Source organism: Staphylococcus sp. T93, from assembly GCF_016743875.1.
GTDB classification, from domain to species: Bacteria; Bacillota; Bacilli; order Staphylococcales; family Staphylococcaceae; genus Staphylococcus; species Staphylococcus aureus.
In genome coordinates this window covers 744,293-756,949 of sequence record NZ_CP068247.1, presented here as the reverse complement: position 1 = coordinate 756,949, position 12,657 = coordinate 744,293, and the positions used below count along the sequence as shown (strand labels likewise).

General features: G+C 32.4%; 12 protein-coding genes. 1 reads left to right on the top strand and 11 read right to left on the bottom strand.

Annotation, left to right across the window (positions count from 1 at the left end; genetic code table 11):
• Positions 1 to 136: 136 nt before the first annotated feature.
• The 6 genes from JG553_RS03660 to hflX form a co-directional block, all read right to left on the bottom strand.
• The gene (locus JG553_RS03660) at positions 137 to 361 is read right to left on the bottom strand and encodes a hypothetical protein (protein ID WP_001789892.1); all 225 of its coding nucleotides are present in this window, start codon (positions 359 to 361) and stop codon (positions 137 to 139) included.
• Positions 362 to 1,049: 688 nt separating this feature from the next.
• Positions 1,050 to 1,247 (bottom strand): hypothetical protein, encoded by a 198-nt coding sequence (locus JG553_RS03655; RefSeq protein ID WP_001789891.1) that lies wholly within the window; start codon positions 1,245 to 1,247, stop codon positions 1,050 to 1,052.
• Between the two features lie 492 nt (positions 1,248 to 1,739).
• Entirely contained in the window at positions 1,740 to 3,080 is a 1,341-nt protein-coding gene (glnA, locus tag JG553_RS03650) for a type I glutamate--ammonia ligase (protein WP_001126603.1), read from the bottom strand.
• An 18-nt stretch (positions 3,081 to 3,098) separates the two neighbouring features.
• On the bottom strand, positions 3,099 to 3,467 hold the full coding sequence (locus JG553_RS03645) for a MerR family transcriptional regulator (protein ID WP_000624945.1): 369 nt from the start codon (positions 3,465 to 3,467) through the stop codon (positions 3,099 to 3,101).
• Positions 3,468 to 3,709: 242 nt separating this feature from the next.
• Positions 3,710 to 4,948, bottom strand: a complete 1,239-nt coding sequence (locus JG553_RS03640) for a methionine gamma-lyase family protein (RefSeq protein WP_000652047.1) — start codon at positions 4,946 to 4,948, stop codon at positions 3,710 to 3,712.
• Between the two features lie 18 nt (positions 4,949 to 4,966).
• Positions 4,967 to 6,205, bottom strand: a complete 1,239-nt coding sequence (hflX, locus tag JG553_RS03635) for a GTPase HflX (RefSeq protein ID WP_000068617.1) — start codon at positions 6,203 to 6,205, stop codon at positions 4,967 to 4,969.
• A 111-nt stretch (positions 6,206 to 6,316) separates the two neighbouring features.
• On the opposite strand from hflX, the gene JG553_RS03630 reads away from it, so the two are divergent.
• Positions 6,317 to 6,793: a glutathione peroxidase gene (locus JG553_RS03630; RefSeq protein ID WP_000448078.1), complete on the top strand. Its 477-nt coding sequence runs from the start codon at positions 6,317 to 6,319 to the stop codon at positions 6,791 to 6,793.
• A gap of 221 nt (positions 6,794 to 7,014) precedes the next feature.
• Here the strand turns inward: JG553_RS03630 and hfq are convergent, their stop codons facing one another.
• The 5 genes from hfq to glpK form a co-directional block, all read right to left on the bottom strand.
• Positions 7,015 to 7,248 (bottom strand): RNA chaperone Hfq, encoded by a 234-nt coding sequence (gene hfq / locus JG553_RS03625; RefSeq protein ID WP_000561358.1) that lies wholly within the window; start codon positions 7,246 to 7,248, stop codon positions 7,015 to 7,017.
• A 14-nt stretch (positions 7,249 to 7,262) separates the two neighbouring features.
• Positions 7,263 to 8,198 (bottom strand): tRNA (adenosine(37)-N6)-dimethylallyltransferase MiaA, encoded by a 936-nt coding sequence (gene miaA / locus JG553_RS03620; protein ID WP_001548613.1) that lies wholly within the window; start codon positions 8,196 to 8,198, stop codon positions 7,263 to 7,265.
• A gap of 17 nt (positions 8,199 to 8,215) precedes the next feature.
• Positions 8,216 to 9,130 carry an alpha/beta fold hydrolase gene (locus tag JG553_RS03615; RefSeq protein WP_000136950.1) on the bottom strand — a complete coding sequence of 305 codons (915 nt, stop codon included), beginning with the start codon at positions 9,128 to 9,130 and terminating at the stop codon, positions 8,216 to 8,218.
• Between the two features lie 149 nt (positions 9,131 to 9,279).
• Positions 9,280 to 10,953, bottom strand: coding sequence for a glycerol-3-phosphate dehydrogenase/oxidase (locus JG553_RS03610; protein WP_001218596.1), 1,674 nt, complete (start codon positions 10,951 to 10,953; stop codon positions 9,280 to 9,282).
• A 157-nt stretch (positions 10,954 to 11,110) separates the two neighbouring features.
• Positions 11,111 to 12,607 carry a glycerol kinase GlpK gene (glpK, locus tag JG553_RS03605; protein ID WP_000417369.1) on the bottom strand — a complete coding sequence of 499 codons (1,497 nt, stop codon included), beginning with the start codon at positions 12,605 to 12,607 and terminating at the stop codon, positions 11,111 to 11,113.
• Between the last annotated feature and the right edge of the window lie 50 nt (positions 12,608 to 12,657).

Genomic DNA, 12,657 nt, shown 5'->3' with positions numbered 1-12,657 from the left:
GTCTCCATCTATTCTATATTATATTATTTGATAATTTTTTATTTATATTCACATTAAGTTATCCATATTTAATATACTTTAAAATTAGATGACTTAAAAGGCTCACTCCATGATATTTCAAAAATATGGCCTTATTTTAATCTTCAATCATTATTTCTAATTGTTTTTGGTAATTATAGAGTTTTTCCGCTGTTTCTAAAGTTAAATTATTCACTTTTCTTTTCCCGCTTCTTAATTCACTTATACCACCATAAGAAACATCAGTGTCTTGATTAATTCTATAATTAGATATTGATTTATCATTTAGTAATTTTTCTATTGTATTATAAATTTCTTTAAACTGGTTCATAATTTTTGTCAAAATGAAAGAATAATTTATTTTTTTCTAGTTAAATTAATAATAAATAATATTAAAGTTGCAATGTTAAGATAGAGAGTTAATTTTTTCCTTAATTCTCTTGTCATAAATACCACCTCCCTATTTAATGTGGTAAAGGTCTTTTGCCCTTTACCTTTTTAAAAGAACGATTTGATAAAATTAAGTACTTGAATTATTAAGCTCGTCACAGCTATTCGAAATTTAATTTTGCTATTCGTTCTTTTTCTTTAACCATTCTTATCATTTTTTCTCCTTTCCTCTTTATAGTTATTTAACATTCCACAAATTGGGGTAAGTGACATGTTGAACTCCCATATCCACTGGCAAGATTTATAATTTGTAATTCTAAAGTATAATAGCCTATATTTTTCAAAATCTCTTTTTTTATGATTAACATCCCTCTAAGTGCACCTAAAGGTTTTTATGTAATGTATTAAATATTTCCATTTATACATATACATCTTGTATAAAAAGAAAGAACTCCATATATACTCAAAAGGTATACTGAAGCTCTATATATTATATAAAATTATTATACTATTTTGAAAAACATAAGTAAATCACTAAACATGATTTCTTTCACTTTTAGAAAACTTTTAATACTATAAAAGCACCCACTCAGTCACTAGTTTGGGCAGTTATTGTATGCCTATTGAACTCAATGCTTATATTACAATACCTTTTTCGCATATTCATATAAGATCTTTGCATTCTTTAAGCTTAAATTTTCTATTCTTCTTTCTCTACGGCGCATAGCATTAATATTACCGTAACTTATCCCAGTATCTTTATTAATTTGATAACTCGATATCTCTTTGTTTTCTATCAATTCTTTGATTGTATTGAATATTTCATCATAGCAATTCATAAATTAGATGAGGCGAAATTTTTAATTTTTTAGAATATCAATAGTAGTATAACTAAAATGAAAATACCGATCGATAAACAAAAAGATATTTTTTGTTTTGTTTCTCTTTTCATATAGTATTACCCCCTTAATAATGCGTAGTAAGGTCCCTCTTTTCGGGGTCTTACCTTAGAACGTTCTGCAAATGAATTCGATGAGAAGTAATATGAATATGGCTATTTTCAAGTAATACTCAACGTTTTCGCGACGTTCTTTTATCGCCTCATCTCATCACCTCCAAATATATTAAAATTCATGTGAACTAAAATATAAAATGGTCTTCCCCAGCTTTAAAAAAATAAATACATAAAACATTTACTTGACCAAAACTTGACCAAATCCATTTTTTAACAAAAGTGGTCAAGTGAAATCCCATCTTTCCAAATCAAAAAAGAGCTAAAGCAAAATGCTCTAGCCCTTGATATTACTGATTTCCCATCATTGTTTAGCGTATTAATATTGCTTCATGTACTGATCTCTTTCCCATTCAGAGACTTGAGTTCTGTAGTAATCCCATTCAATTGATTTTGAATTAATAAATTGATTATAGATATGATTTCCTAAAGCTTTTTTAATAACTTCATTTTCACGCATTGCTTTTAATGCAGTATAAAGTGTTGAAGGTAAGTCTTGAATGCCTACTGCTTCACGTTCTTCACGGTTCATTTCGTAAATATTTTGGTTAACTGGTTCTGGAACTTTTAATTTATTTTTAATACCATCTAGTCCAGCTTCTAAGATTGCAGCTAACGCCATGTATGGGTTTGCAGCTGGATCTACTGAACGTACTTCGATACGAGTAGATAATCCTCTTGAAGATGGTACACGGATTAATGGTGAACGGTTTTTACCACTCCATGCAATATAACATGGTGCTTCATAACCAGGTACTAAACGTTTATATGAGTTTACTAACGGGTTACATACAGCAGTAAATCCGCGTGCATTTTTAAGCACACCTGCTGTAAATTGATATGCAGTTTCCGTTAAGCCCATTTCAGTATTTGGATCAAAGAATGCATTTTCTTTACCTTTGAATAATGAAACGTTAAAGTGCATACCGCTACCATTCACACCGAATAATGGTTTAGGCATAAATGTTGCGTGTAAATTATGTTTACGTGCGATTGTTTTAACAACCAATTTAAATGTTTGGATATTATCACATGCTGTAACAGCATCTGCATATTTAAAGTCAATTTCATGTTGACCAGGGGCAACTTCATGGTGACTAGCTTCAATATCGAAGCCCATATCCTCTAATTCTAAAACAATATCACGACGACAGTTTTCACCTAAATCTGTAGGTGCTAAATCGAAATATCCACCATCATCATTAAGTTCTAAAGTTGGTTCCCCTTTTTCATCCAACTTAAACAAGAAGAATTCTGGTTCAGGTCCTAGGTTAAAGTCTGTGAAGCCTAAATCTTCCATTTCTTTTAATACACGTTTTAAGTTTGCACGAGGATCCCCTTCAAATGGTGTTCCATCTGTTTTATATACATCACAAATTAAACGTGCAACTTTACCTTGTCCAGCAGTCCATGGGAAGATTACCCAAGTATCTAAATCTGGATGTAAGTACATATCTGATTCTTCGATACGTACGAAACCTTCGATAGAAGAACCGTCAAACATCATTTCGTTATCAAGTACTTTTTCTAATTGGCTTACAGGCACTTCAACATTTTTAATTGTTCCTAAAATATCAGTGAATTGTAATCTTAAATATCTTACATTTTCCTCTTCTGCAAATTTACGAATGTCGTCTTTAGTGAAAGTACGTTTTGGCATTTTAAAATCCTCCAAATTTTATTTAATAAATCGGGATAAATCACCACGATTTATTGGCAAAGTTTCTCCAATAGGCTTTTGCGTGGCATCTACAATCATCTTTTTTCTTATCTCTTGTTCATCTGTTGTTAAATGCTCTTGTGAGTCATAAATGATTTGTTTAATCCCTTTGATATTAAATCCTTTTTCTAATAATGATTTAATTTCTAGTAATCTTTCCAAATCATTGAGTGAGAACAGACGTTTTTGACCTTCTGTTCTTTCAGGTTTGATGAGTTCATGTGTTTCATAGTAACGTATTTGCCTTGGCGTTAAATCCGTTAACTTACTTACTACACTCATAGAGAAGACAGCCATATTTCGTCTGATTGCATCATTCGATATCATTGTTCCTCTCCTCTACTTTTGAACTTGTTAATAACTTATCATAATTTTTTTAGGATTTCAAAAATATGTCAGGTTTTCTAACATAAAGCTTAAAACATTGATATAACTGCGATTTCGACTTCTAAAACGACATAAAACAATCTACAGCTAAAATATTTTTTCAATTTTTAAAAATAATCTGATAAATCTCCGCAAAAAATTTCACCCAAAACACATTATCATTTAGGGTGAAATTTAATCTATTATATAAGTCCTTGTTCTTTCAACTGATTAACAGCTCTTGTCACAGCAATTTTAACGTGTTCATATGTTAATCCTCCTTGAACATATGCTTCATAAGGAGGACGAATAGGTCCATCTGCAGATAATTCAATCGATGAACCTTGAATAAACGTACCAGCTGCCATAATAACATCATCTTCGTAACCAGGCATATAACTAGGTTCTGGACTAAAATGTGCATTAATTGGGGATGCGTGTTGAATACTTTGACAAAATGAAATCATTTGTTCTTTCGTTTCAAATTTAACTGTTTGAATTAAATCAGTTCGTTTTTCGTAGTACTTCGGCGTTGTGTTCATATTCATTTTTTCTAAAAATAAACTAGTAAACAATGCACCTTTAAGACTCTGACTGACAACGTGTGGTGCTAAAAAGAAACCTTGATACATTTCAAGCAATGCATTTAATGATGCACCCGCTTCTTTACCAATACCAGGTGCTGTCAATCTATAACCACATCGTTCAATTAAATCTTTTCTACCAGCAATGTATCCACCAATCTTAGCTAAACCACCGCCAGGGTTTTTAATTAATGATCCTGCTATTAAATCGGCACCACATTCTATAGGTTCACGTCTTTCAACAAATTCCCCATAACAGTTATCCACAAATATTAAAATATTAGGATGCACGTTTTTCAACCTAGTAATTACCTTTTCAATTTCATCTAGCGGAATTGAAGGTCTTTGATCATAGCCTTTCGAACGTTGAATCGCTATTACTTTGGTGCGCTCAGAAACCCCATCTAACACACTTTCAATATCGATCTTACCTTCTTTAAGTGCAATATCTTTATACGATACGCCATGCTCCATTAAACTTTCAATACCATTTCCGTTTACGCCAATGACTTCAAGTAAAGTGTCATATGGACTACCCGTTATATAAATTAATTCATCACCATGTTTTAATAAACTTTGTAATGCAATAGTAATCGCATGCGTACCTGAAATAATTTGCGGACGAACAATTGCATCTTCTGCTTTAAATGCCTGCGCATATATTTCTTCTAAATGATCACGTCCAAAGTCATCATACCCGTATCCTGTTGATCCTTGTAGATCACTTTCGGTTGCTTTGACATGATGAAATGCATTTAATACTTTTTCTTGATTAATATATGCTGTTTCTTCAATTTCTTTAAAATATGGTGCTAACGTTGATTCGACGTCAGCTACTATCTTACTTATATCTTTCATTTGAATTTCGTCCTTTTATTATTTTTTAAATCCTTTTATACGATAAACATTTTCAATTTCATCATATTTAAGTTCAGTCACTAATGTATGTTGTTTTAGAAAATATAATCGATCTGCATTATTCGTCGCAATTGTCTCATCATAATAAGTTAATTGCCTTTTGATTTCATCAATAAATAACGTCTTAACAAGTAATTTATCACCATCATTTTTAGAAGAAACAAAAACATTAGGCAAATCACTTGCTGGACGATTTGATGCATGATCACATAAGTCCTTTTTATTAAAAATAACTATTTGAGAAATATGACTCATATCTAATTGTTTGATTAAATCATTAACTGTGTCATACTGCGTACGGTATTCAGGATGGCTACTATCTACGACATGTACTAATAAATCTGCACCTTTAGCCTCTTCTAAAGTTGATTTAAAAGCTGCAATTAACGTCGTAGGTAGTTTCTGTATAAAACCAACAGTATCTGAAATAATTAAATTAAATCCATCATTTATTTGAATTTGTCGTGTTTTAGGATCTAACGTTGCAAATAATTGATCTTTTTCATACGTCTCTTCATTTGCTAAAACATTAAACCATGATGATTTACCAGCATTTGTATAACCAACTAAAGCTACTTGAAACACCTGATTTTGATTTCTTTTATTTCGATATCTTTCGCGATGTTCTTCTACCGTCCGCAATTGATGTTTAATTTCATTCATACGAGTTCGAATATGTCTGCGATCCATCTCTAACTTCGTTTCACCAGGGCCTCTAGTTCCAATACCGCCACCTAAACGAGAAAGGCTTTTACCATGGCCTTGCAATCTAGGTAATAAATAATCAAGTTGTGCTAGCTCTACTTGCAATTTACCTTCTTTACTTCTTGCTCTTAATGCAAATATTTCAAGAATCAACTGAGTTCTATCAATAATTTTTACACCTAAAGCTTCATTTAGTGATTTGGATTGTGCAGTCGTTAATTCATCATTTGTGATGACTACATCAATATCTTTGAACTCAATAAATGCTTGAATTTCTTCAATTTTACCTTTACCAACATAATATTTGCGATCTACACGATCTCTGTTTTGAGTAATTTGACCCAACACTTCAAGTTGGCAAGTCTCTGATAAAGATGATAATTCCTCCATTGTAGACTCAAAATTAAATTGCTTATCATCTTGAGCATGTACACCGACTAAGACAGCTTTTTCTAGTTTATTTTTAGTATCATGAATTTGTTGCTGAGCCATGTTATACATCTCCTTAATAAAATCCTACTCAAAGTATTCTATCATAGAGTTTTAGTAAAGACTATTACACGATTTTGTGGTACATTTTAAGTAAATCGAAAGGATGATACAATGGAGACAATTTATGATTTTGTAGTAGAAACAAATAAAGGTGTTACTTACAAATTAGATGCATATAAGGGTGACGTTATGCTAATTGTTAATACAGCTAGCGAATGTGGCTTTACTTCACAATTTGAAGGTTTGCAATCATTATACGAGAAATACAAAGATCAAGGGTTTGTAATTCTAGGTTTCCCTTGTAATCAATTTGGTGGCCAAGAACCTGGTTCAGGCGAAGAAGCAGCTCAAAACTGTAAATTAAACTATGGTGTTACCTTCCCTATGCATCAAAAAATAGACGTAAAAGGGGAACATCAATTACCTTTATTTAGATATTTGACTGCGGCACAACACGGATTCTTTAATGAGAAAATCAAATGGAATTTCACTAAGTTTTTAGTGGATCGCGAAGGTAACGTTGTTAAACGATTTGCACCTCAAAAAAAACCTGTTCAAATCGAAAGAGAAATAGAAAAATTATTATAAAATATACTAGCTCATAGCAAATAAAACGCTTCATATAAAGTCGTATCATATATTGACTCGACCTTTATATGAAGCGTTTTTATTACAAACATTCCTCTATTGTATCTTGTCATTTGAACATCATTTAATTGATGTCACATATGACTTTATTTCTATATCTATTTATCATACTTCAAACGTTATGTACACGAGTCATTAAATCGTGCCCATATGATTACAACTTATTCTTCACTTTCAGTAGATGCTTGACCTTCAGTTTCTACTGTATAAGTGCTGATCGCATGTTTGTAAATCAAGTGTTGTTTGCCTTGAGAATTTAAGCTTACGACATACTTGTCGTATTCTTCAATAACACCTTTCATTTGGAAACCGTTTAGAAAGAATACAGTTACTTCAGTTTGGTTTGCTTTAAAATTCTCTAGTGCTTTGTCTTGGATGTTTTCGTTTGCAATCATCTGTCGGACTCCTTTTACTTAATCTGGGTTGTAATCTCATCTAACATCATTTGAAGTGACATATTTTCTTTATCTAACCAATGAACACTCATTTTATTCTTGAACCATGTCATTTGTCGTTTTGCATATTGGCGTGAATGTTGCTTTAAATCATTGACAGCATCTTCATAAATCATTTGTCCGTTAATCACAGGTATTAATTCTTTATATCCAATAGCTTGCATACTTTGGCAAGATTCATAGCCTTGTTCAACAAGTTGTTGCACTTCTCTAAATAATCCGTGATCCAACATAATATCAACACGTTTATTTATTCTTGAATATAATGTTTTACGCGACATTTCAATCCCTAATAATAATGTATCATAATTTTCAGTAAATTGTTGCACTTTCTTGCGATTACTCAAAAGTTTTTTTGTTTTTAAATAATATTCAATAGCGCGCAACACTCTTTGGCGGTTGTTAGGGTGAATATTTTCTGCAGAAACCGCATCAAATTGAGCTAAATAATCGTGTAGTTGCTGATTATCTAAATGTTCTAATGCAGATAACTTTTGTTTAACTATGGATAATTGTGCAGGTGTAACTGTTTCATCTTCTAATTCATAATTATATATTAATGATTGAATATATAAGCCTGTTCCACCTGCTATGATTGGAACTTTACCTCTATTCGTTATATCAGTAATTAAATCTTCTGCTAATCGCTTGAATTCATATGCTGAAAATGTATCATCAGGATTCAAGATATCAATTAAATGATGTGGAATACCATCCATTTCTTCAGGTGTTACTTTTGCAGTTCCAATATTCATATGTTTGTAGACTTGCATAGAGTCACCGCTTATGATTTCACCATTGATACGCTTCGCGAGTTCGATGCTAAGCTCTGTTTTACCTGAAGCAGTTGGCCCCACAATTACTACAATAAAAGGCTTATTTTTATTCATATTTAATTCCACTTTCTTTATTTTTTATAAAATTGATTCAACCATTTAAACAAGTCTTCCCAAATTTTGTCATGATCTTTTTCAAATAACACTTCATGACGTTTATGATGATAAAGATTCACTTTAACATTTTTAATGCCAGCTTTTCTATATATATTCGCCAATTTTAAAATCCCTTTACCATAATCACCTAAAGGATCGTCATATCCTGAAACTAATAATATAGGCATGGCATGATTTAACATTTTCATATTTTTTAATTGTGATGTATGTAGCATATAATAGGCTGTTTGATATAATAATTGATTTGACACATTAAATCCACTATATGGATCTTTAATAAAGTTATCTACTTCAATTGGATTACTAGAAATCCAATCACTTTGTGTACGTAATGGACGTATTTTTTTATTAAAACTATTTGATACTAACTGGTTAACCCATTCAACTCGTTTCTCAGCACCATAAATTTTTGTAATCAGTTGTAACACTTTAACGGTTGGTAAACCTTTCCATAATGAATACATACCAGTACCACTTAAAATTAGACCATCAACATATTGCGGATATGTTTCTACAAACAATCTAGCTATAACGGATCCCATTGAATGTCCGATTATAATGTATGGTTTATCAACATTGCCTCTCACTGTTTGCGCTACTTCAAAGGCATCACCGATAACTCGTTTCATATCATCGTAATGCCCTCTTGTTGATTCATCAATATTAATACCATGTCCTCGATGATTATGACGTATCACATCGAAGCCATGCTTTGAAAGTGCATGTGCTAATTTATCGTAACGTTCCATATGTTCAGCCATACCATGAAATATATGAATAATTCCTTTTGAATCTACATCTGTAAAATTCACTTTAACTTCAATATTCGTATTATCTTGTACAGTTAATTTAAATTGTTTTTCAGTCATCATCTCACACCTTTAATAACAACGCTTTTATATTCGCTTTTATTATTATCATACATTTAGTGATGCATAGTTTCAATTGACTAATGTATCTCGTATAAAAAAACTGATGCCCTTAAAACAGGACACCAGTTTATGATTGTACAAATTAATTATTCTTTAACTGCTGGTTGATTATTTCCATGTTGCGCTTCTTTAATTGCTTGCTCAACTTCTTCAGTATATGCTTCAATTTGAGCTGGAGAGTAATCAAGCATATCTGCCATAATATCGATGACAGCATCTTTATAATCTAATACATCTTTAATATTGAAATACATTTTACCAGAACGACGAACTAAGAAATCGTTAGGTTTGTATACCATTTCTTGTTGAATACTATAAACAAGTTCTACATAAATTTCTAATGGTAACTTGCTATCATGGTATTGAGATGTTTGCGCAATGTTGAACAATTCATCAACATTTGAACCATATTTAGATGCTAAACGTCTTGCAACATCTTCATCAATGCCGAATCCTTTAGCTACATCTACTTTTTGCTCTACAAACGCATCAAAGTTCTTGCTACCACCTACATCGCCACCTGAAATTGCCAGACCTTTTGTATTACATGGACTAAATGTTAAACCGTAGTCTTTTTTCAAGCGTTTAGATACTAAATCAACAATGTCTTGAGCCATGTGACGATAGCCTGTTAATTTACCACCTGCAATAGTTAATAAACCTGATTTACCTTCCCAAATTTCATCCTTACGAGAGATTTCAGAAGGGTCTTTGCCTTCTTCGTAAATTAATGGTCTAATTCCTGCCCATGTTGATTCAATATCTTCATCTGTAACATTAACACTAGGGAACATGTAATTAATCGCATCGATTAAATAGTCTCTGTCTTCTTGTGTAGTTAATGGTGAAGATTTGATATTGTCATAGAATGTATCTGTAGTACCTACATACGCTTTTCCTTCACGTGGAATTGCAAAAATCATTCTTCCATCTTTTTCAGTATCAAAGTATACTGCTTGACCTAATGGGAATTTTGATTGATCAATAACAACATGTACACCTTTAGTTAAACGTAATTTTTTATTATTGCGTGCATAATCACCACTTCTAACATCATCAACCCATGGACCTGCTGCATTAACCACTTTTTTAGCCTTAATTGTATAATTTTCATTAGTTAATTTATCTATAACTTTAACACCATTTACTTGTTGATTTTTATCATAAGTGAAGTGTTCAGATTTAGTATAGTTGATAATTTCTGCGCCTTTTTCAGCAGCACGCTTCATAACTTCAATAGTTAAACGCGCATCGTCAGTACGATATTCAACATAGTAACCGCCGCCTTTTAGACCTTCTTTTTTAACTAATGGTTCTTTAGCTAAAGTTTCTTTTTTAGATAACATTTTTTTACGTTCAGACTTCTTAACACCTGCTAAACGATCATACATTCCTAAACCAATTGATGTTGAGAATTTACCAAATGTTCCACCTTTATGCATTGGTAAAAGCATCCACTCTGGAGTCGTAACATGAGGCCCATTTTCATAAACAATCGCACGTTCTTTACCAGTTTCGGCAACTACTCCAATTTGGAATTGTTTTAAGTAACGCAAACCACCATGGACTAATTTTGTAGATCTTGAGCTTGTTCCTTGTGCAAAGTCTTGCATTTCAACTAATGCAACTTTCATTCCTCTTTCACTCGCGTCTAGTGCAATACCTGCACCTGTAATACCGCCACCAATAATTACTAAATCATATTCATCATTTCTTAAATTCTTTTTAATATGTTCTCTCTTAAAAGTAGACAATGCCATTCCAAAACGCCTCCTAAAAAATGTAAAAACGAGAGACTTGTCCCACATAAACAATCCTTCAATTGTACATGTTCGAACAAATCTCTCGCTTCTCGATTCAAATATTAACTTAAATTGATTGTATCACAATGTTTATACAAAAGTCTAATCTACAAGTTTATTCTGTTTTAAAAACTTGTGTTGCTTCAACAGCTTTTTTCCAACCTCTATATAATTTTTCTCTTTCGCCTTCATCCATTTTCGGATCGAATTTTTCTTCTAATTTCCAGTTTTTAGCGATATCATCTTTACTCTCCCAGAATCCAACTGCTAAACCTGCCAAAAATGCAGCACCTAAAGCTGTAGTTTCTTGAATTTCAGGTCTTTCAACAGAAGTATTAACAATGTCTGCTTGGAACTGCATAATAAAGTTATTTTTAACTGCACCACCATCGACACGTAAACTTTGGACATCAATACCAGAGTCTTTTGACATTGCTTCCATAACGTCACGAGTTTGGTAACATAGTGATTCTAAAGTTGCACGGATAAAGTGCTCTTTTTCAGTTCCACGTGTTAAACCGAAAATCGCACCACGTGCTTCAGAATCCCAATATGGTGTTCCTAAACCTACAAAAGCTGGAACAACATAAACACCCTCAGTAGAGTCAACTCGTGTCGCATAACTTTCTGATTGTGGTGCTGAATTAATCATTCTTAATCCATCACGTAACCATTGGATTGCTGAACCCGAAACAAAGATGGAACCTTCAAGCGCATAATTTACTTTTCCATCAATACCATAAGCAATTGTTGTTAATAAACCACTTTCAGATTTAACCGCTTTGTCACCTGTATTCATTAACATGAAGCCACCAGTTCCATATGTGTTTTTCACGTCACCACGTTCGAAGCAAGCTTGTCCAAATAATGCTGCTTGTTGATCACCAGCTACTCCAGCGATTGGTACTTCTTGACCATAGAAGTGGTAATCAATTGTCTTACCATATACTTCACTCGAAGCTTTAACTTCTGGCAACATATTTTTAGGTACTGTAAGTAGTTCTAATAACTCATCGTCCCATTCTAAATCATGGATATTAAACATTAATGTACGACTCGCATTTGAATAATCAGTAATATGCGCAGCTTTTCCTGATAATTTCCATACTAACCAAGTATCAATCGTTCCAAATAATAGATCGCCATTTTCTGCTTTTTCTCGTGCACCTTCAACATTGTCTAGAATCCATTTAACTTTTGTACCTGCAAAATACGGATCTAAAAGTAATCCTGTCTTATCTCTAAATGTTTGTTCATATCCTTGTTGTTTTAATTCTGAACAAATTGATTGTGTTTGACGTGATTGCCAAACAATTGCGTGATAAATTGGGCGGCCAGTATGTTTGTCCCAAACAACCGTTGTTTCACGTTGGTTTGTAATACCGATACCTGCAATTTGATCAGCTCTAACATCATTTTCATTAATTACTTCCGTCATTACAGCTAACACAGATGTCCAAATTTCATTTGCATCATGTTCAACCCAACCTGATTGTGGAAAATATTGCTTAAACTCACGTTGTGCTACCCCTGCAATTTCCCCTTTTTGATTGAATAAAATCGCTCTTGAGCTTGTTGTTCCTTGGTCTATAGATAAAATATATTTTTCCATTAGTAGTATCTCCTTTATTAAAAAATAATCGCTAACCCATTGTACAAAAT

Bases quoted from the DNA above. Each gene is read 5' to 3' on its own strand.
- JG553_RS03655 (WP_001789891.1), bottom strand. From the start codon at position 1,247: ATGAATTGCTATGATGAAATATTCAATACAATCAAAGAATTGATAGAA.
- miaA (WP_001548613.1), bottom strand. From the start codon at position 8,198: ATGAATAAAAATAAGCCTTTTATTGTAGTAATTGTGGGGCCAACTGCT.
- hfq (WP_000561358.1), bottom strand. From the start codon at position 7,248: ATGATTGCAAACGAAAACATCCAAGACAAAGCACTAGAGAATTTTAAA.
- glpK (WP_000417369.1), bottom strand. From the start codon at position 12,607: ATGGAAAAATATATTTTATCTATAGACCAAGGAACAACAAGCTCAAGA.
- JG553_RS03645 (WP_000624945.1), bottom strand. From the start codon at position 3,467: ATGATATCGAATGATGCAATCAGACGAAATATGGCTGTCTTCTCTATG.
- JG553_RS03640 (WP_000652047.1), bottom strand. From the start codon at position 4,948: ATGAAAGATATAAGTAAGATAGTAGCTGACGTCGAATCAACGTTAGCA.
- JG553_RS03630 (WP_000448078.1), top strand. From the start codon at position 6,317: ATGGAGACAATTTATGATTTTGTAGTAGAAACAAATAAAGGTGTTACT.
- JG553_RS03610 (WP_001218596.1), bottom strand. From the start codon at position 10,953: ATGGCATTGTCTACTTTTAAGAGAGAACATATTAAAAAGAATTTAAGA.
- hflX (WP_000068617.1), bottom strand. From the start codon at position 6,205: ATGGCTCAGCAACAAATTCATGATACTAAAAATAAACTAGAAAAAGCT.
- glnA (WP_001126603.1), bottom strand. From the start codon at position 3,080: ATGCCAAAACGTACTTTCACTAAAGACGACATTCGTAAATTTGCAGAA.
- JG553_RS03615 (WP_000136950.1), bottom strand. From the start codon at position 9,130: ATGACTGAAAAACAATTTAAATTAACTGTACAAGATAATACGAATATT.